This window comes from Chryseobacterium sp. CP-77, assembly GCF_036362765.1.
In the GTDB taxonomy this organism is placed as follows: domain Bacteria; phylum Bacteroidota; class Bacteroidia; order Flavobacteriales; family Weeksellaceae; genus Chryseobacterium; species Chryseobacterium cupriresistens.
Genome location: NZ_CP143637.1, coordinates 2,494,793 through 2,515,170 on the forward strand (window position 1 = coordinate 2,494,793; position 20,378 = coordinate 2,515,170).

Below are 20,378 nucleotides of genomic sequence, written 5' to 3' on the forward strand. Positions count from 1 at the left end.
ACCGGGAATTCCCGGTTTTGATTACTTAAAAAGTATTTTCTTATTTAAAATCAGCATCCGTCACTCCGGAGTTGATGACTACTTTTGTAGTTTTAATGGTCATTTTCTGACCTCCGCCTTCGGCTTCCACTTCAGCAGGGAACTGTATTCCGTCTACAGCCATATAGCTTTTAATGGTTGCTTTACCTTCTCCTGCATCCGTCTTGTACAAAAGTCCTGTTCCCGCATCGAAATAGAATTTTCCTTTGTCTGAAGAGAGGACATTATAATCTTTTCCGTCAAGTTTTTCTGTAGAAACAGTCTTGAAATTCGAAGCATCAAATGCTAAGGCATCCATTGGCTTTCCTTTTTTCAGGTCAGCAATCTTGTCAGCAGGAATATCTGTTTTAGTTCCCATCTGATCAAAATATCCTTTCTCACCGTCAAAAAGCTGCACCATTTCTTTTCCCATAAAAGATTGTACAGATTTGAATTTATTGCCTAATTTCTTAGTTGTCATTTGGATTTCCATTCCCTGCACAGCAACAGTGTTATCAGTAATGGTAGATTTTACAGCGTCTAGTTTATCTTTTCCACCTAGTGCTTTGAAATAATTATCAACAACCTCTTTAGGTGTAAGTTTTGATTGTACGGCTTCTGTTTTAGCAGATGCAGCCCCTTTCTTCTGAGCTGCTGCAGGCACTGAGAAAAGTACAGCGCAGAAAAATGGAATGATGATCTTTTTCATATTTATAATAAAGTTTAAAGGGTAAATATAGGAATATTGGCGGACATATAAATAAGTAATGAGTAATGAGCAATTAGTAATGATTGATAATTGATGAATGCTCTATGAGAACTTTCAAAACAAAAACCCGGCCAATTAGTTAACGAATACATCTGACATAATTCTTAGAAAAGATTTACACAAAAAAACCGCCAAAGAATTGACGGTTTTCAAATATTTATATCTGAGTATAATTACTTCTTAAGTTCTTCTAAAAATTCGTCGTGAGAAATTTTAGTTTCTTTTTTAGTCGCTTTTTCAAGAATTACATCTTTCAGTTTAGCCATAGCTACTTCAGAAGAAATTTGTCTTACCTGCTCCTGGTCTTTCAACATTTCAACAGCATATTTCTGGATTTCTTCATCCCCTAAGTGGTGGATTCCGTAGATAGCCAATTGGTTTTTCACCAATTGTTCAGCCTGAGCCAATACATCAGCATAGTCAAGGTTGATTTCGTTCTCAGTCATCAATTTACCTTCGATGATCTGATATTTCAACTGGTTTTTCTCAGCTTCAAGAATTTCTTTAGCCTGTTCTTCAGACTGGATATTCTGGTTAGAGAATAACAACCACTTCACAAGGAAAGATTCAGGAAGTTTTACTTCTTCTTTCTCTGTTACCTGCTCCAATACTTTATTCACAAAGTGAACATCAGCATTCTGCTGGAAATACTCGTCTAATTCAGTTTTTACTTTATCTTTAAGCTCTTCTTCAGACTTGATGTTTCCTTCTCCGTATACTTTGTCGAAAAGATCCTGGTTAAGCTCAGCTAAGTTTAATGAATAGAAATCTTTTACTTTAACTTCTACCTCATTGTGGTGTAGGTGCTCAACTTCTTCTTTGCTGAATCCTAATTCTTTAGCTAATTCTTCGTCACCTGCAAGAGTTTCTTTAGTCACTTTTACAGATTCATCCATTTTCAAACCTTTTACCAACTTGAAAGCTTCTTTGTTTTCAGCTGTAATAGTAAGGTTTTTTGGGTGGTGGTGATGCTCACCTTCAGCATCTTCTTCCACAACCTGAGAAACTTCTAAAGCAATGTAAGAATCTTTAGTGATTTTATCTTGAGGAACCTGCTCAGCGAAACGCTTCTGCATGTTTTCAATGCTCTTACCGATTTCTTTGTCAGAAGCTTCTACTTTGTAGTGAGGAGCTTCATATTTAGCTAAATCTATAGTGAATTCAGGCTCAAATCCTACTTCGAAAGCAACTTCTAATTGATCAGCATTGTAATCGAATTCGTTTACTGGCTGAGGAACAGGCTGACCAACTAATCTTAGTTTGTTTTCATTAACATAGTTGTTTAAAGCATCAGAAACTTGTCTGTTGATTTCTTCAAATGCAATACCTGCTTCATATTGTTTTTTAACCATACTCAAAGGCACTTTCCCTTTTCTGAATCCAGGAACTTGCGCATTTTTAGCATAATTAATCAACTGCTTCTCTACTTTTTCTTTGTAGTCAGATTTTTCCAATGTTACTGTAAGCAATGCACTTACATCATCATGGTTTTGTGCGGTAACCTTCATTATTGATTAAAATTTTAGGTTGCAAAAATAGGAATTTTTTATGAAAAAAACTCATTTAAAATCAACTTATAAAGCCAAATATTGTTAAATAAAAAACCACCGGAAAATTCCGGTGGCCCAAACAAGATTAAAGGTATATTAATTAATAATATTATAGTTGGCCTCTGCGTCTGTTTCTCCTCCTGTATGAGTTCCGTAAATCACTCCGTTTCCACTTACAGCAGAAGCTTCAGAAACCGTTACAGGCTCATGGAACAATGTAAGAACCAGCTGACTGGGTGCTGAAGCATTTTTTACAGCGGTATTGACTACCCATTTTGTTTTCAACCCAACACGGTTTCCATCTTTTCTGGTTGATTTTTCGTCATCTGTACGGGTTAAGGTGATATCTGAGTTAGGAAAATTATATACAAGGAAATGTTCATCCTTTGCGTCTTTAATTTCCTGAGTAGCATCTTCATCTCCGTTTTTGAAAATAACTTCTACATTATAAGTATGTCCGTTGATCAATTTAACATTAGGATTAGTAGTACTGTTCACCTGATAATCATAAACAATAGGATTACTAGGATCAGCCTGATCTGTTACTCTTAAAAGGACATCTGATAATTCTTCCTGAGGAAGGTCATCTGCTTCATCATCGCTTCTGTTACACGATGTTAAGCTTAAAGAAACAGCTAAGAATAAAAGTCCTAAGATAAGTGTTGTATTTTTAAAAATATTTTTCATGTTTTTGATTTTAAGTAATTAAAATTGATATTTAAGAGTTAAAATGAAGTTTCTTCCCATTTCGTTGGAAAAGAAACGTAGTCTGTTCAGATAATCTCTGTAAGACTTGTTGAATATATTTCGGACTGAAAAATCAATTCCGAAATTTTTAGACAGATTCACCCCTGTCTGAAGGTTCCAAAGGGAATATCCGTTTGGAGGTGTAGAAATATCCACTTCTTCATTGTAAGGATTTCCGTCTGAATCGAATAATCTGATCGGAACGTTATAAACAGGAAATCTCGTCTGTTTCAGATAAGTATTGTTACTCACTGTGAAATAGAAGCTTTTCCATTCTTTTTTACTGAATTCCAATGAATTGTTAAAATTAGGAGGCATCATTAAAATAAGCGGTACATCATGAGTAGTGTCCTGTCCATACACATAGGAACCGCTTCCTTTGTACGTCAGATTATCTGTAATTTTAAGCTGAGCATCGATATCCAATCCATACATTTTTGCATTGATCTGCTGATAACTATACTCTACAAAAGCTCCGCCCCATTGTGTATTCAGATAACCTGTAGGAATCTGATTGATGAAATTCTGAGTATAAAAGAAATACGGATTTACAGAAATATTCAATCCTTTCAGGACATTTGCTTTTACGTCTGCCACCAAATTAAACTGATTTCCGGTTTCACTTTTCATTCTCATATCCCCTCTTTCAATGATCGCTGCAGAATGGTGAAGTCCGTCTGCAAAAAGTTCTGCGATATTCGGAGATCTTGAAACCCTGGCGTAATTGAATTTCAGGTTAAAATATTCGGATGGATGGTAAACAATTCCCCCGTTTACTGAAATATTATTATAACTTAAAGACGGCTTGGTAAGAATTCTGTTTTGGTTGATTCTTACTACAAAATCTGAATAATCTGCTGCATATTTTTTATTCCAGTCACTCAGATCATACCATTTTGTTACTTCGTAATGATCATAATCGTATCTGCCTCCCAGTTCAAGATCCAATTCCGGTACAATTTTATATTTCAATACGGAATAAATTCCTGCATAGTATCTGTCATAGTTCGGAACAAGACGTCTCGCCTCGGTCTGGGTATTGGAATAATTGTTTTGATATCCTGCATTAATTCCTGTTTCAAGATTCCAGTTTGCTCTTTCTATCAGGTGGTTTACATTCAGATCATTGGTGATCAGTTCAAGGTCCAAAGCAGGTTTTTTACTTAATGCTTCTGTACGTCTGATATCATATTCTTTTCTATGATTGTACTGAAAACTATAAGTAGCCGTTATTTTTCCAAAATTTTCAAACCTTTTGTAAGCCGAAACTTTAGCAATATGATGTTCAATCTCCTGTCTGGGATTATCAATATCATAACTAAAATCTCTCTGATAGATTGGTTCAGGAGAAGTAAGGGCATTACGTAAATCTTCAGAGTTTCCTACGTGAGAACTTCTAAGAATCCCGACGGTACTTTTGGTCAGATAATAATCAAAAGAAAATCCTTTTTCAAATGTCATTTTCTGCACCCCAAAATTAAATCCAGAACTTTCAAGCCCGGTATTCATCAAGCCATAATCCGGAGCTTCAAGATCTCCCAGTTTTTTATAGCTTCCATTGGTTTTTATAGCCCATCCGTTCTCCCATGTTTTTGCAAGTTTTACGTTAAGATCAGCGCCTCTTCCGTTTGAAATCCCGGAAAGAGAAACATTTCCCATAATAGTATCTTTCTTTGGCAAAACCTGAGGCTGTAAAACAACAACCCCACCTACAGCACCTGCTCCATATTTCAAAGCTGATGCGCCTTTGATGACATCAATATGTTCAAAATTATTGACATCTACGTTAGGAGCGTGCTCTACTCCCCATTCCTGTTCAGCAAGCTTTACCCCATCATTAAGGATGGAAACCCTGCTTCCATAAAGACCATGGATAATAGGCTTTGCTATGTTATTTCCTGTTTTGAGAACATTTACACCAGAAATATTGGTTAATAAATTCCCTAAGTTTTCGGTAACATTTCGTGAAAGCGTTGATTTATCAAGTGTTTTCACCACCATACTTCCATTATTTTTATGACTTCCGTGAATGGTCACAGTTTCGATATCTTTAATGTGGTGTTCCAGTGTAATCACCAACTGAACATCCTTATCAACTCCTATATTTTCAGTATAATCATTGCAATCAGGATGTTGAGCAATGAGTGTATACTTTCCTGCAGGAATTTTGTCAAAAGAAAATTGACCTTTCTTATTGGTTTTAGCTGTAAAGTTCCCGATTTTAATCACGGCATTTTCCAGCCATGTTTTATCATGAAAATCCTGAACGGTTCCCTCTACAGTATAAGTTTTTTGTGCACTTGTAAATACTGATCCACAAAAGACCAGCAGCAGGCAATATATCAATTTCATTGTAAATAGATTGATTGCGTACCCATTTCAACGGGTACATTTTTCGTTAAAATTTGTGAGAAGGGCTATTTTTAATTGTACAATGTAAAAGTCTAATGTCTGATGAGAAGTTAGAGGTTAGAAGCTAGAAATTAGTAATTGAACATTATTTAAATACCAATTACAAATCAACAGTTGTTTTTCCAGCAACTTTAAACCTTAAACATTGAATTGTAAAGTACAAAACTTTAAACCCTATAGAATCTATGAATTATGCAAGTGCGGGCGGCCCCCGAAGCTGGAAGGTGAATTTGGTCTGTGACCAGATTTTCTCCTGAATGGCGATGATTTGTTTTACTTCATGGCTGTAATGCTCAAAAGTAAAATTGAATTCTTCAGGAGCTAATGTATGTCCGGTAACCAAAAAGTGGCAGGCCAGACAGTCGCCAGCTTTCTCTTTAGTAACGGCTTTCGTCATCGTATTTTCTGCTTTTTTAAGATGAAAAGCCTTAAAATAATCTACAGAATCGTGATGGTGAAAGCTTTGAGAAAGCAGCGCGAGAAAATACACTCCAAACAACAGCTTGGAGATAAAACTCTTTAGGTTTCTGCTTTCTTTAAAAATCATGGTTCAAAATTATGAAAATAATTTAATTGTTTCCTTAAACTTTTATTAAATTACTTAATAACTGTTGACAATAGGTAGAACTTAATACGGTTTTGTTACAAAAAAAATGCTTCATCATTTTAGTTGATAAAGCATTTATATTTTGGTTTAATCCAGTTGGGTTCCAAGATATTCCCACTCCTGTAAAGCTGTATCCAGCTCCTCCTTAGCTTTGTTGTATTCTTCTAAGGTTTCATCTGAAGGATTTTCTTTGGCAAAAGAAGCTTCCATTTGCTCTACTTTTGTTTCAAGCTCAGAAATTTTCTCTTCCACTTTCTTGATTTTATTCTGAATATTTTTCTGTTCTTTACTTACAATATTTGAAGACTGGCTGGAGCTTACAACAGGTTTTTCCTCTACTTTCTTGGGTTCCACCTTTACTTCCGTATGAAGTTTGGCTTTTTCTGCAGAAATCTCTCTGATGGTTTCTTTCTGTCTGTACTCAAGATATTCGTTGATATCACCAAGGAATTCTTTCATTTTCCCGTCACGGAATTCGTAAATTTTATCACAAAGTCCCTGAAGGAATTCCCTGTCGTGAGAGATGACAATTAAAGTTCCTTCAAAATTCTGCAGTGCCAGCTTGATAATTTCCTTAGACTGGATATCAAGGTGGTTGGTAGGTTCGTCCATGATCAGTGTGTTGAAAGGACGAAGCAACAGTTTACAAAGTGCCAGACGGTTTCTCTCTCCTCCGGAAAGTACTTTTGTTTTTTTTGTAACGGTATCTCCCTGGAAAAGGAAAGATCCTAATAAATCTCTTACTCTTGGTCTTGTTTCTTCTGTGGCTGCATCTTCAGCTTCTTCCAGCACTGTTTTATTAGGTGTTAAAACCTCTTCCTGATTCTGAGCGAAATATCCGATATTGACATTATGCCCAAGATTCCATGTTCCTGAATAGTCTTTGATATCTCCCGCCAGGATTTTAGCCAGCGTAGTTTTTCCCTGACCGTTCTGCCCCAGAAGGGCAATTCTGTCTCCTCTCTGAACGATAAAGTCTACATCATCAAAAATCTGCTTCTGTCCGTAGGCTTTTCCAAGATTGATGGCTTCGAAGATCACTTTCCCCGGAACCATAGACTGTACGAAACGGATATTGAATTTTGAAACATCTTCGTTATCCACTTCGATACGTTCGATTTTATCTAATTTTTTAATAAGTGACTGCGCAAAAGATGCTTTGGTTGCACTTGCACGGAACTTATTAATGTTGTCTTCCATCTGCTTGATCTCCGCATCCTGATTCTTTTTAGCCTGAATCAGTTTTTCACGGCGGTCTTCCCTCATGATCAGATACTTGGAATAGTTGGCTTTGTAATCGTCAACTTTTTTGTTGTTGATATCAAAAGTACGGTTACAAACCGCTGTCATAAACTGTTTATCGTGACTTACCAGAACAATAGCTCCGGGATAATCCTTAAGGAAGTTCTCCAACCAGATGATGGATTCCATATCCAGGTGGTTGGTAGGCTCATCGAGAAGCATAATGTCGTTCTTCTGAAGAAGTAATTTTGCCAATTCGATTCTCATTCTCCATCCTCCGGAAAACTCATCGGTGATTTTCTGGAAATCATCTGCTTTAAACCCTAAACCAAATAACACTTTTTCCATGTCACCCTCAAGATTGTAGGCGTCATGGTTCATCAAAAGGTCGTTCAGCTCGGTCATTTTATTAATCAGATCCGTATAGGAGTCACTTTCGTAATCTGTTCTTACAGTCATCTGGTGATTCACTTCTTCAAGCTCATTCTTCCAGGCATTAATCTGTTCAAAAGCCTGCATGGTTTCTGCCCAAACCGTTCTTCCTTTTACGAAATCAAGATCCTGCTTCAGGAAACCAATGGTAACACTTCCTTCAGTGACAACTTCTCCCTCGTAGAAATTAATTTCTCCGGAAAGCATTTTCAATAAAGTGGACTTTCCTGCTCCGTTTTTACCAACGAGACCCACTTTATCATCCTTTTTAATGGTGAAATTGACATTTTGAAATAAATAATTTCCTGAATGATGTAATCCTAAACTTTGAACCGAAAGCATCTTAATTAATAATTAGTAATGAATAATGAATTTTCGGGTGCAAAAATACGGAAAAAGAAATGAATAGCCGAGAAATAAAAAAACAGTCCGGAATTTAGCAGTTTTTCCTTATCTGTAATATACTAAACCAAAAAAAAGGAGACACCATGAGATGTCCCCTAACCTAAATTTAAAACTGAGAAGTCTTTTCACTCGTTCTTGCATTCATTGTAATCTAACAGTTGTCGGTGTTTTTACAATAGAGCGAAGCCAGATATCATTGTTGGGAACGTTTGTTCCATAAAGAAAATCAGCAACAAAGCTGTCTTCCGGCAGATGAAGTTCTACGGAAAGCCTTTTTGTCCTGCTTATTTCATCAACTGAGGTACTGCTTGAGACATTTAATCCGTTATTGATCAGCTCAATATTAATTTCACGCTGGGTTCTATACCGGAAACTATCACTATACAATCCGAAGTTTGATGAAATATGTGTATACTCTGCAAATCTTCCGAAATCATATATTGGCTTTTTGTTTCCGGAAAGATCCTTCAGATATTCTTTCATTTTCATATAATACCTGTTGAGAAAAGAATGTTTATTATCATCTGTCCCGAAATAGGCTTCATTTTCTGTACTAAATACCGACAATATGGTATTGGTCTCATCCATCATCAGTTTTCCATATACTTTTGAGAGATCGTTATATACTTTATCACGGCACACAAATGCCTGCGAAAGTCCGTTCACCGTTTCCACTTTATATTCTGAGAGCAATGCATCCCAGATTTTATTTCCATCAGCACTGGTTTTTGCATTTCTGATATCTGAAACATAGTTATGCAGATCATCAACATTCGTGAAATCTGTAGAAATATAAACAGATTGTGATCCTTCAAGATAGCCGCCTCCAATATCGGCATGATCTCCGGGTACAAATACTTCTTTCCAAACTGATGATTGCTTTTCTGATTTCTGATCCTGCATTGTTTTTGAATTCTCAAATAAACCGGTAAGTGGAAAGAAAAACCTGCCCTCATTAACTGCACAGAAATGCAGAGCATTCTCTATCTGTACAGACATATTCATATTATAAGTATTAAACGGTTTGGACTCTACCGTATCAAAAAGCCCTAAAAATTTTATTCTGCAATTTCCCACAGCATACTTAGTCAGAAGCTGATTACAGAAAGTTCTTGCCAACATACCTCCCCGGCCGAATCCGTATATAAAAAAATGGTATTCTTTGGTGTCATCATGGGCTATTTTTTGCACAAATTCCCCGGCTTTCTGAAGTTTATCATCAGATGAATAACCACTTCCATAGGGTGGGTTTGAACATGTTGCCATAGCAAAATTATTATCTTCATGCCCCGTTACAGTACCAATTCCTTCAATATATATCTTTTCATCTCCAACGAACAGACTGTATAATTTATAGATATTGCTGAAAGTCCCGTAGTAGCTTTCATTATTATTCAGCGGTTTATCCGGTGAAAGAATATTGACCCCATTGTTTCCTGTGCCGTCAAAGAAAATCCCGACGGAAATCACTCTGTTACCATTCATGTTTCTACTTTAATTTTTTATTACAGATCCTGTTGTGTTTTTTTCAACTGACATCCCTTAAAGAGACATTCCAAAATAACAGAAGAAAAACAAGGTTCGCTAGAGTGAAAAGTACCAAATAAAAAATTCCGTATTTCTACGGAATCAATTTATATTTTTTCAAGAGAGTAAATATTGTTGACAATAGCATAGATCACTATTCCTACTGTATTTCTGGCTCCGATTTTTTCGAGAATACGCTGTCTGTGGCTTTCTACAGTTCTCGGGCTGATAAAGAGTTTTTCTCCGATTTCGTTGTTGGTCAGTTCCTGGCAGATCAGTTTTACCACATCTTTTTCTCTTTCGGATAGTTCATCTTCTGTTTCAAAAAGAGAATTTTTCTTGGCAGAACTGTTCATATAAGTAAACAGCATCTGATGATCTTCGGCCGTAAAAAAAACTCCGTTTTTGTCTACCATTGTAATGGCATCAATAAAGGTTTTCTTATTCGAATTTTTCGGCAGAAATGCAGATACTCCCAGCTTGACCATATATCCGAGAATTGAGGTTTTATAATGGGATGACAGGATAATAATTTTAAGATCAGGATATTTTTCTTTGAGGATTTCTACCAGTTCAAAACCGTTCATGGGTTTCATCTGAACATCTACGAGAGCAATATCAGGGAATTCATCTTTTGAAAGTTTTCCGAGGTCTTCTATAAAACCGGGGCCATTATCTGCGGTAAGGGTTACCGATATATTTTTTTCATTGGACAGCAGCATTTTTACCCCTTCGAGGATCAGCTGTTCATCATCAATCAGTGCTAGTTTGATTTGGGAACTCATGATATTTTGGAATTTTTATGATTAAACGACTTCCTTTGTTTGAAAATGTTTTTTTCCATTTGTGTGTAGCATTCATAGATTTGATACGGGATTCGATATTTTTTATTCCCATTCCTTTTTTCACTTCTTCATATTCAAAGCCCTGCCCGTTATCCGAAATTACTACAGCCATATTTTCAGGATAATCTTTCATGTAAATCCAAATATCCGTAGCATCGGAATGTCTGATCACATTGGTAGTAAACTCCTGAATAATCCTGTACAGCTGTACTTCCACGAAAAGATCTTTCTTTTCATATCCCTGCATCACCTGCAAAGAGATATTGATTTTATGGGAAAGATTGGCTATTAATTCTTCAACATATAAAACCAGCCCCACCGACTCCAGATTTACAGGGTATAACGAATGGGAAATACTTCTGGCAGCATCAATCAGGGAAGACATCTGGCCGTAGATATTTTTTTTGATCAGCTCATCGCCCTGAGTATCCAGATTATTTAACCATAAGGAAAGAATATTGAGACGGTTTCCGATATCATCATGAATCATGACCGCAATTCTTTTTCTTTCTTCTTCCTGGGCTTTGATGTTTTCCAGCACCAATTTCTTCTGATGGAGAACTTCCGCCTCATGCTGTACATTTTTCTCCTTAATGATTCTGGTTATAAAAGCCCTGTACGCTAACAGAATAAAGGATACTATAACTGTTATGGTAACAATTATAAGGATCAGCAGATTGATATTTAAAGTTACTTCTTTAATCTGATAAAAGTGTATAAAAATGAACAGTACAAAATACCCGAAAGAATATTATTGGCACTGAGAATTGTATAATAATCGTTTTCCGACAGATTGGCAATCTGATGCTGAATGATAAAAATAAATACCGAAACGGAATAGTAGAAAAAAATACTGGCATCTACGAGAAGAAAACGGTTCTGTAGAGAGGTATTCTTAATCTCAAGGATCAGCGTAAACCCGGAAAGACAGATGATAATGATATTGGAAACTACTTTCGCAATATCGGCATTGACAGGATAATCGAATCCATATTTCGAGATCATAAAGCCAGCTGCCAATGCACCTGTAATCCACAGAACAGGTTTTGGCCAGTCCAGTTTTCTGACAAATAAACCCGTCAGAAGGAAAAATTCTCCTGCGATATATAAAGGATAGAGGAATGAGGTATCATTCAGCCTGAAGATATAAGGCAGCGCCAGATTCAGCAATTCAATAAAAAAAAGAAAAGCAATACAATGAAAATATTGCTTTTCTTTATGATTTAATATGCGGTATTTTGCTGCTCCCAGCAGTATAACAGATAGAAGCAGTGCATAATTCAGGAATAAAATTGCCTTATAAAGTCCAGCCATTCCTCAGTATATCGTTTTAAAATTCACTTCCTACGTCCACATCCGGAATACGGCAGATAGGAGGACACGGCTTTGCCCAGTCATAAGTATTGGAAATCACTTCTGCTCCCAGTTCTGCATTCCTTAGATTTTCACGGAAAGAGATAAAAATAAGGGTTACCAGCATTTTTCCATAGATATCATTGTATCTGATACCAAAAGAACAGGTAATACCAGCCAACCCTTCATCTGAAAGGCAAAGGTCTGCTACAGGAACATAGAATTTTCTGAAAATTCCGCTGCCTTCATTTTCTCTGCTCTCTTTATAAAACCAGTCCATCCCCTGGTTTCTCCAGCGTTCAATAGCATCTACAGCTTTGTCCTGCTCAAGAACCGGTGTATTGGAAACCGGGAATCCCATATTGGCATTCTTCTCCATACTCTCAAGATCTCTGGAAAGAACCGCATTTCTGATGACGGTATATTCCTGGATTTCCTGCAGCCTCAGATCTTTATCAAGTTCGGTAAGGAAACTGTATGGATATTCTTTTACATCTATTTTTTCCCCGTCGTTATTCATAGGATAAAAAATAAGAATCAACCGGTCTCTGTAAATTCCTACTGCAGCACAGAAGTCTTTATAATCACTGAACCCTTTCATCCATTCAAGATGTTCTCTGGAAATATTAAAAACATAGTTGGTAGGGATAAGCTTTTGAATCCTGGAAAAGTCTGAAAGAGATGCTTTCCACTCATTTGATGCTGTCCTGCATTCTTCTACAGGCAGCATATAGTCTACAATGTTTAATGTTGACATAAGCATAGTTTTTAGTCGTATAAAAATATAGAAACTAAATATGCTACGCAAGAGGATTTTAATTAATAATTTTTCACAGTAATATGATAACAGCTCTGTTGTTTCTCTTTGATGAAATATATTCTACCGGCTTTCTCATAATACTTTAAAACTTTCTCCAATGCCAATTCCATTTTCGGATTGTATTTTAAAACGTTGTTGAATCTTACATAAGAAATGTCAAAAGAATTACCATAATTATGTGAACTAATCCCTAGTGAGGCGTTGGAATTCACTCTTCTAAGTCTGCATTGGTCTTCAAGCGTTCTGGTAATGGATGAAACAGTAAAGGTACCGCCTTTTGTATCCTTGCTGAACTTAGAACCTATTTTTTCCAATGTAGTTTTTGCCTTCGATACCATATAAGCCCTGCTGTAATCAAGTTTTTGAACACGATATCCTTTACCCGATTTTTTTATTTTGTGGAATTTGCCGCTATTGATGTATCGCTGCACTGTTTTGGAATCTTTCAGCAGCTGTACCCCAAAACTTTTTGAGGCATCAAGATGAGATTTATAAAGCGGCGTAGGTTCAACCTTCAATACAGTGGCAAGATCATAGCAGGGAAAAGCTTTTTTAGCTGCCTGCGAATAATGTAAACTATAAATAAAAGGTACAAAGACCACACAAAAAAACTTTCTCATTCACCATCCTTTTAAATTACAAATGAAAGATAAAACATTTATGTTATATCTTTCAAAACCGACTATTATACTCTCTAAACAAATCCCAAACAAACTTTGCACCAAATTACAGATTTTGTAATTTTTGTTCTCTCTTTTTTGAAATATTTTTCAGATTTATCTTTTTACTTTAAGATTTAAATTTTACATTTGAGATACTTTAAACAATAAACAACATGATAAAAAAACTTTTCGCTGAATTTTTCGGCACATTTTGGCTTGTTTTCGGAGGATGTGGAAGCGCTGTTTTTGCAGCCGGTGTTCCAGATATTGGCATCGGACTTTTAGGAGTTGCTTTAGCCTTCGGTCTTACTGTTCTTACCATGGCTTACGCTGTAGGGCATATCTCAGGAGGGCATTTTAATCCGGCAGTTTCTTTTGGACTTTTAGCAGGAGGAAGATTTTCTGCAAAAGACCTTATTCCTTACATTGTAGCCCAGTGTCTGGGAGCAATTGTAGCAGCAGGATGCCTGTATACGATTCTTAACGGAGCCGGAGCGGTAGAATTCTCAAAACCCGGAGATTTCGCCACCAACTTCTACGGTGAAGCCGTTTATAACGGAAAAGCTTTCAGCATGGGAGCTGCATTTCTTGCTGAGTTTTTATTAACCGCTTTTTTCCTTATTGTAATCATGGGAGCCACGGATAAGTGGGCTAACGGTAAGTTTGCCGGTCTTGCCATCGGTCTTGCTCTTACGTTGATCCACCTGATCTCAATCCCGATTACAAATACTTCTGTAAACCCTGCGAGATCACTTTCTCAGGCAGTCTTTATGGGAGGAATTGCCATGTCGCAGCTTTGGCTGTTCTGGGTTGCCCCTATTTTGGGAGGAGTTGTAGGAGGTTTAATCTACAAGTTCTTACTTCAGAGAGATACTGCTGAAATTGCAGATTAATTTTAAAATACTATTCAATGATAAAATCCTGTCAGGCGGCAGGATTTTTTTTATTTTCTGATTTTGAATAATTGTTTTGGAATTCTTTGTAAACGCAAAGTTTTATAAAGATGAATTTTTATTTAAGGAAGCAAAGTGGTTACGACTAAGTCGTTGATAAAGTGATAGGTTTTACGATCGCTTAATAAAAATCAATGAAATTGTGATTCCTTCTTTGCTTTCTTAAACTTTAAATATAGAAAATGAGGCTTTGCGTTAGAATAAGAAACCTCCTTAATATTATTTCAGTTTTTTGATTTCAAAAGGATTTTTAAAAATAAGTTCCTCATGCTTTCCTTTGATTTCCATTTTACGCTGGAGAAGATTCAAAGCCATCTTCCTGATAAAAAAATCTTTGTCATTCAGTTTCCAGTAGGAATCTTCATGGAGTTTTTTAGGCTGGCGGATCAGATAAAATTCGGTATCCCAGGTATCCGCATTGTGATAGAATTCAATGATTCCGCAATGTTCCGGAATTAAAGCAACATCTACCATTCCCATCGGGAGCAAAAAACTGAAAGAATTACACATATAATCCCCACAGGAAATTTTATCGTGTTTCAGAAATTTTTCTCCGGTGTCTTTATTCAGGTATGATTTTTTGAAATCATTTTTAAAATCACTTTTTGAAAGTTTAATTTCAATTTCATGACTTCCACCTTCCGAATCTATGATTAAGATGTCTGCTTCCCAATCTGCCTGAAAATAATTCGTCAGTACGATTTCTTTTTCAAAATCGCAATGGGAATGGATGTAGGCGTGTATGAGTTCTTCTATTTTGATCATTTTTTATGATGGTAAAAATATTTTAATAAAACGCAATGCCCGCAAAGTTTTTAATAGTTAAATGTTTAAAGGCTCGCAAAGGCGTTTCACTCAGCAAAAGTCGCAAACTATTTTATGATACAAAAATTGACAAGTGGAGCGAATTGATGATTCACAATTGCTTTCTTCGGTTTAAATCATCAGCTAACCAGTAAACTACATCCTCTGATATCTGAATGGTCTATCCTTCCCAACACCTGAAATTTATCACCGATTATTTTTCCTAAATCCTGTGTGGCAATAAATGAGCACGAATGGGTATTGGCAAGATCAATAATATTAATAGCTCCTGTGCGGCCTTCTTTTTCGTACGCTAAGGGATCTTCTGCATTGCGGACCATAATTCTCATCCAGTTGGGACACTCATATTCATTATTTCCAAGGGAGTAAGCCTGCGAAAGCAACTCTGTCATAGAATATTCTGAATAGATTTTCTCTGTTTTAAGACCTTCCTGCAATATTTTAAGCAATTCATCCTTGGTCATTTCTTCCTTTCGCCCTTTCATACCACCGGTTTCAATTACGATTAAATTTTCAGGAAAATTCAGGGATTCTTCGCTTTGCTCAGAATGACAATAATCCAGAAAATCAAGAAGGGCAAAGGAAACTCCGAAAAGAATCACTTTTTTATCCTGCAACGTGTTCAATAGTTCAAAGAGTTCAGCATGATTATAAAGGAAATATCCGTTTTCCGGCTTGGCAGATTTTTTCATCAGATAATCTACCATATAGATCAGTGATGAATTCTGTCTCTCAAGATAACTTGGAAGCAGCCCCAGAAAAATAAAGTCTTCCGGTTTTCCGATGAACTGTTCAAAGCTTTTATAAATACTCTCCTCATAAAGTTCCGGATCTGCGATGAAATGTTTGGAAAGGTTCATCTGGGTGGTTCCCGAACTTTGAAAAAAAAGGTCCGTATCCACATTTTTATCCAGAATCTTATGATTTTTAAACATTTCAATAGGAAGAAACGGAATTTTTGCCAGGCTATCTACCTCATCGGGACTAACCTTCAGAAAATCAACAAATTTCCTGTATATTTCAACATTGTCATATTGATAACGAAATGTTTTCAATGAGGCATTCAGGAAATCCTGTTCAGTCTGTATGTTGAATATATTTTTCAGTTCCATAATTTTTTGAGTTTCTTAATCCCCGGCTGCAGGGCAATTATAGAGATAGAATATTTTTTTAATAATTTTTTAATGCATAAAACCTATTTTGGTAGACTTATTGCAATGACTTATCCGGAATATGGATTAAAAACAAGAGTGGGTTTTCCACCCGTTCGAAAGTTACCTCTTTTTAGGGGTAATTTTTTTTGCTTTATTTTTCAAAAGTTTTCAGTTCAAAATCTTTTTCAAAAACCCCGTAAGTGAAATAGGAAATCCAGTCTCCAAGGTTGATATATTTTGCATTCTGTTCCAGATCCAGTACCATAGGCAGATGCCTGTGTCCATAGATAAAATAATCAATCTTCTGGGTTTTCAGCTTTTCTTTGGAATAAATGATGAGAAACTCTTTATCTTCTCCCAGAAAAGCCTTGTCCTCTTCTCCTGAGATCATTTTATTTTTTTGGGAAAGATACAATGCCACTTTCATCGCAATATCGGGATGAAGCCATTTGAAGAACCATTGTGCCACAGGATTTGTGAATAATTTTTTCATTCTTTTATATCCTTTGTCTCCAGGTCCCAAACCATCTCCATGGGCCAGCAGAAACTGCTTCCCTCCCATTTCAAAATATTGTTTCTGATAGAATACGGTACAACCGATTTCTTCTTCCAGATAATCTTTCATCCAAAGATCATGATTTCCGACAAAGAAATAAATATGAATTCCTCTGTCTTTCAATTCTGCAATTTTCCCGAGCACCCTGACATATCCTTTGGGAATGACATGCTTCCATTCGTGCCAGAAGTCAAAAAGATCACCCATTAAAAACAAAACCTGCGCATCTTCCTTGATCTCATCCATCCAGCGTATAAATCTCTCTTCCCGCACCTTGCTTTCCTTTGGTGTAGGAGCACCAAAATGCTGATCCGAAGCGAAATACACTTTTTTTCCAGGTTCTAAATTAATTGTTGTTTTTAACACCTTCTGAGTTTTGTGAAAAATTATTGATTATCTTCTGCAAACCATTCTCCATACGAGTTTTCTGTCTCGTGAAGTTTAAGATAGGCTAAAGAAATTCCTTCGGGAAGTCTTGATTTGATTTTGGCAGCAATGGCGTACAACATGTTTTCACAGGTTGGCTGGAAGCTGCAATAGATTACTTTATGTCCTTTCTGCTCAAGGTCATCTCCCAGTTCTTTATGTGGAGACAGCGCATTGACAAGAACCGCATGGTCCCAAACATCTACGATCTCAGATTTTACGATACTTTTGATATCTCCGAAATCTACCACCATTCCATTTTTAGGATTTTCAATATCATTAATCGGTTTTCCTTTCACTGTTACAAACAGTTTATAGGAGTGTCCATGCATATTTTTACACTTCCCATCGTAGTTGTAAAGCACGTGAGCCGTTTCGAATGTAAAAATTTTTGTAATACGTATCATAATACAAAGATAGGATAAAACAGCTTAATAGAGAAAAGACTGTTTCTATTACAGCGATTTTAAAATATTCTTTTTAGTAGCTTTTTAAAATTTTTCCAGCCAGTCACTTTCCAATCGTTTGATCTTCTTGGTTTCCGGATCAAACAGGATCCAAAGGGTGCTTGAGTCTACTACAAGCTCGTCATTACAATAAAATTCTACTTTTCTTGGCTGTTTAGCACCTTCCGGAGCCATTGGATAAGTTCTTACCGTAATGATATCACCCAGATAAACCTGTTTTTTATATCGGATATGATGATCCAGAAGCATCCAGGCGTCGTTTACATATTCTGTTTGCTGTTTCAGAAGATTCCAGTGCTCTGCTGCCACTTCTTCCACCCAGTGTACATATTGTACATTATTCACATGGTTGTTCTGATCAATATGCTCTTCTGTTACTTTGATCTGTTTTTCGTACATCAAATTCATTCTCCTGAAAGTTTACTCAAATTTATCATTTTAAAATAAAACTTTCTTCATCCTGCTACTCACTTTTGTCCATAAAAAAAACGGAATCATCAATCTGATTCCGTTACAATATGCAGTATATTAAAAATTCTTATTTAGATTTTCCAGCTGGCTTGGCAGTTGTTGCCGTAGCCCCTAATTTGGTTTTCACAGTAGCAGTGATATCTTCGCTTCCGTCTGTGTAAAGAAGGTTATTAGATTCCTGTGATGCTACATCAAATACAAAATTCAGGTTTCTTTCTTTTGCTACAGCATAAATAGCATCTTTTACTTTCTTCTGTAAAGGACTAAACAATTCGTTTTGTTTGGCAGAAATATCTTTAGCAGCCTGTGTTCTGGTTTCCTCTATCTTCTTACCTAAAGCCTGTAGTTCTGTTTGTGCTGCAATCAGTTCTTTAGTCACAGCTTCTTTATTGGCCTCGCTTAACGTTTTTTCTTTATCCTGTGCCGCTTTCAATTTAGTCTGATAATCACCGATAAGCTTCTCAATTTCAGTCTGTCTGGTCTTAGTCAGGTTATCAATAGTAGTTCCTATAGTTTTTACTTCAGATAAACTTGCAAAAATGTCCTCTGTATTTACACTTCCAATCTTCTGTTGAGCATTTACAATATTTGCAGTAAGTGTTAATCCTAACGCAATAAAAATTGTCTTAATTAAATTCATTTGTAATAATATTTTTTTTCGCTCCCAAATATAACTCAAATTTCAATTACTTATCATGTAATTATTAATTTGAAATTAAATGATGTAAAAAACAGTTTTAAACAACTTCAGACAAAGAAAAACCTCCTCAAAGAGAAGGTTTAACATCAAAAAATATGGAAAAATGACTAATGGAACTGTGCTGTTTCTGTAGAATCTTTCATCGCTACAGTAGCTGAGGAACCGTTGGTGACAATATTCTGTACTTCATCAAAATATCCCGTTCCTACAAAAGACTGATGCTTCACCGCTCTGAATCCTTTCTGCTGTAATGCAAATTCGCGCTCCTGAAGTTCAGAATATCCTGCCATTCCTCTTTCTTTATAAGCCAGTGCCAGCTCAAACATGGCTGTATTCAAAGCATGGAATCCTGCAAGGGTAATAAACTGGAATTTGTAGCCCATTTTAGCCAGCTCTTCTCTGAAAGTAGACATTTCTTCCACACTCAGTTTTGCAGCCCAGTTGAATGAAGGTGAACAGTTATAAGCAAGCATTTTTCCAGGGAATTTTGCATGAATTCCATCTGCAAATCTTCTGGCTTGCTCCAGATCAGGATTGGAGGTTTCCATCCAGATCAGATCAGCATATGGTGCATAAGACAGTCCTCTGTCGATTCCCTGCTCAACTCCGTTTCTTACCACGTAAAAACCTTCAGAAGTTCTTTCTCCGGTTACGAATTTCTTATCCCTGTCATCAATATCAGAAGTCAGTAAATCTGCTGCATCTGCATCCGTTCTTGCAATGATGAGGCTTGGAACGCCCAATACATCGGCAGCCAGACGTGCTGCTATCAACTTATTGACCGCTTCCTGGGTAGGAACCAATACTTTCCCGCCCAAGTGGCCGCATTTTTTAGCGGAAGAAAGCTGATCTTCAAAATGTACGGCAGCTGCTCCGGCTTCAATCATTTGTTTCATCAGTTCAAAAGCATTCAGATTACCTCCAAAACCGGCTTCTGCATCAGCAATAATAGGCACAAGATATTCTTTATTTCCTGTTCCGCTTACAGACTGTACCTGATCTGCTCTCAGTAAGGCATTATTAATTTTCTTTACCACAGAAGGCACTGAATTGGCCGGATACAATGACTGATCCGGATACATCTCCCCTGACAGGTTAGCATCTGCAGCCACCTGCCATCCTGAAAGATAAATTGCTTCCAGGCCGGCATCTACTTCCTGCACCGCCTGATTACCTGTCAATGCACCCAGTCCCGCCACATAATCCTGGGTATTTAATTTATCCCAGAATTTTTTGGACATTTCTGTAGCAATAGTATAATCTATGGTATAAGAACCGCGAAGTTTTAAAACTTCTTCAGCTGCATAAGGTCTCTTAATGCCTTCCCAACGTGGGTTTGTCAGCCAATCTTGCTCAATAGCCTGGATTTGTTCTTGTCTTGTTTTCATAATATTTGGATTTTGTTTGATTAGATTTTGGGGTTCGGGTTACGGGGTT

At 36.6% G+C, this 20,378-nt stretch carries 20 protein-coding genes; 1 reads left to right on the forward strand and 19 read right to left on the reverse strand.

What is annotated here, in order from left to right; genetic code table 11:
- Positions 1 to 40 precede the first annotated feature (40 nt).
- From V0410_RS11080 to V0410_RS11135, 12 genes are all read right to left on the reverse strand, one after another.
- A complete protein-coding gene (locus tag V0410_RS11080; RefSeq protein ID WP_110007983.1) occupies positions 41 to 727 on the reverse strand; it encodes a hypothetical protein in 687 nt (228 codons plus the stop codon).
- A 233-nt stretch (positions 728 to 960) separates the two neighbouring features.
- The gene (locus tag V0410_RS11085) at positions 961 to 2,295 is read right to left on the reverse strand and encodes a trigger factor (protein ID WP_330747557.1); all 1,335 of its coding nucleotides are present in this window, start codon (positions 2,293 to 2,295) and stop codon (positions 961 to 963) included.
- Positions 2,296 to 2,433: 138 nt separating this feature from the next.
- Entirely contained in the window at positions 2,434 to 3,024 is a 591-nt protein-coding gene (locus tag V0410_RS11090) for a hypothetical protein (protein ID WP_330747559.1), read from the reverse strand.
- 18 nt (positions 3,025 to 3,042) lie between these two features.
- Positions 3,043 to 5,436, reverse strand: coding sequence for a TonB-dependent receptor (locus V0410_RS11095; protein WP_330747560.1), 2,394 nt, complete (start codon positions 5,434 to 5,436; stop codon positions 3,043 to 3,045).
- A gap of 250 nt (positions 5,437 to 5,686) precedes the next feature.
- Positions 5,687 to 6,043: a hypothetical protein gene (locus V0410_RS11100; protein WP_227943437.1), complete on the reverse strand. Its 357-nt coding sequence runs from the start codon at positions 6,041 to 6,043 to the stop codon at positions 5,687 to 5,689.
- A gap of 147 nt (positions 6,044 to 6,190) precedes the next feature.
- Positions 6,191 to 8,119, reverse strand: coding sequence for an ABC-F family ATP-binding cassette domain-containing protein (locus tag V0410_RS11105; protein ID WP_330747563.1), 1,929 nt, complete (start codon positions 8,117 to 8,119; stop codon positions 6,191 to 6,193).
- 204 nt (positions 8,120 to 8,323) lie between these two features.
- Entirely contained in the window at positions 8,324 to 9,667 is a 1,344-nt protein-coding gene (locus tag V0410_RS11110; RefSeq protein WP_330747564.1) for a T6SS phospholipase effector Tle1-like catalytic domain-containing protein, read from the reverse strand.
- Between the two features lie 149 nt (positions 9,668 to 9,816).
- Positions 9,817 to 10,494: a response regulator transcription factor gene (locus V0410_RS11115; protein ID WP_227943440.1), complete on the reverse strand. Its 678-nt coding sequence runs from the start codon at positions 10,492 to 10,494 to the stop codon at positions 9,817 to 9,819.
- Entirely contained in the window at positions 10,463 to 11,095 is a 633-nt protein-coding gene (locus tag V0410_RS11120) for a sensor histidine kinase (protein ID WP_330747565.1), read from the reverse strand. The genes V0410_RS11115 and V0410_RS11120 overlap by 32 nt, the downstream gene beginning before the upstream one ends.
- A 149-nt stretch (positions 11,096 to 11,244) precedes the next feature.
- The gene (locus tag V0410_RS11125) at positions 11,245 to 11,868 is read right to left on the reverse strand and encodes a hypothetical protein (RefSeq protein WP_330747568.1); all 624 of its coding nucleotides are present in this window, start codon (positions 11,866 to 11,868) and stop codon (positions 11,245 to 11,247) included.
- 16 nt (positions 11,869 to 11,884) lie between these two features.
- A complete protein-coding gene (locus V0410_RS11130) occupies positions 11,885 to 12,664 on the reverse strand; it encodes a hypothetical protein (RefSeq protein ID WP_238349643.1) in 780 nt (259 codons plus the stop codon).
- 62 nt (positions 12,665 to 12,726) lie between these two features.
- Positions 12,727 to 13,347, reverse strand: a complete 621-nt coding sequence (locus tag V0410_RS11135) for a DUF5715 family protein (protein WP_227943444.1) — start codon at positions 13,345 to 13,347, stop codon at positions 12,727 to 12,729.
- Between the two features lie 218 nt (positions 13,348 to 13,565).
- Here V0410_RS11135 and aqpZ point away from each other — a divergent pair, with 218 nt between their 5' ends.
- Positions 13,566 to 14,282 carry an aquaporin Z gene (gene aqpZ, locus V0410_RS11140; RefSeq protein ID WP_110008304.1) on the forward strand — a complete coding sequence of 239 codons (717 nt, stop codon included), beginning with the start codon at positions 13,566 to 13,568 and terminating at the stop codon, positions 14,280 to 14,282.
- A gap of 279 nt (positions 14,283 to 14,561) precedes the next feature.
- Here aqpZ and V0410_RS11145 read toward each other — a convergent pair whose 3' ends face one another.
- From V0410_RS11145 to aceA, 7 genes are all read right to left on the reverse strand, one after another.
- Positions 14,562 to 15,107, reverse strand: a complete 546-nt coding sequence (locus V0410_RS11145) for a hypothetical protein (protein WP_330747571.1) — start codon at positions 15,105 to 15,107, stop codon at positions 14,562 to 14,564.
- 179 nt (positions 15,108 to 15,286) lie between these two features.
- The gene (locus tag V0410_RS11150) at positions 15,287 to 16,279 is read right to left on the reverse strand and encodes a LuxE/PaaK family acyltransferase (RefSeq protein WP_330747573.1); all 993 of its coding nucleotides are present in this window, start codon (positions 16,277 to 16,279) and stop codon (positions 15,287 to 15,289) included.
- Between the two features lie 193 nt (positions 16,280 to 16,472).
- Positions 16,473 to 17,243, reverse strand: coding sequence for a UDP-2,3-diacylglucosamine diphosphatase (locus V0410_RS11155; RefSeq protein ID WP_110007996.1), 771 nt, complete (start codon positions 17,241 to 17,243; stop codon positions 16,473 to 16,475).
- Positions 17,244 to 17,263: 20 nt separating this feature from the next.
- Positions 17,264 to 17,710 carry a 6-pyruvoyl trahydropterin synthase family protein gene (locus V0410_RS11160; protein ID WP_047097353.1) on the reverse strand — a complete coding sequence of 149 codons (447 nt, stop codon included), beginning with the start codon at positions 17,708 to 17,710 and terminating at the stop codon, positions 17,264 to 17,266.
- Between the two features lie 84 nt (positions 17,711 to 17,794).
- Positions 17,795 to 18,178, reverse strand: coding sequence for an acyl-CoA thioesterase (locus V0410_RS11165; protein ID WP_330747577.1), 384 nt, complete (start codon positions 18,176 to 18,178; stop codon positions 17,795 to 17,797).
- 130 nt (positions 18,179 to 18,308) lie between these two features.
- Positions 18,309 to 18,881 carry an OmpH family outer membrane protein gene (locus tag V0410_RS11170; protein WP_110008000.1) on the reverse strand — a complete coding sequence of 191 codons (573 nt, stop codon included), beginning with the start codon at positions 18,879 to 18,881 and terminating at the stop codon, positions 18,309 to 18,311.
- Between the two features lie 167 nt (positions 18,882 to 19,048).
- The gene (gene aceA, locus V0410_RS11175; RefSeq protein ID WP_330747580.1) at positions 19,049 to 20,329 is read right to left on the reverse strand and encodes an isocitrate lyase; all 1,281 of its coding nucleotides are present in this window, start codon (positions 20,327 to 20,329) and stop codon (positions 19,049 to 19,051) included.
- Positions 20,330 to 20,378: the final 49 nt, after the last annotated feature.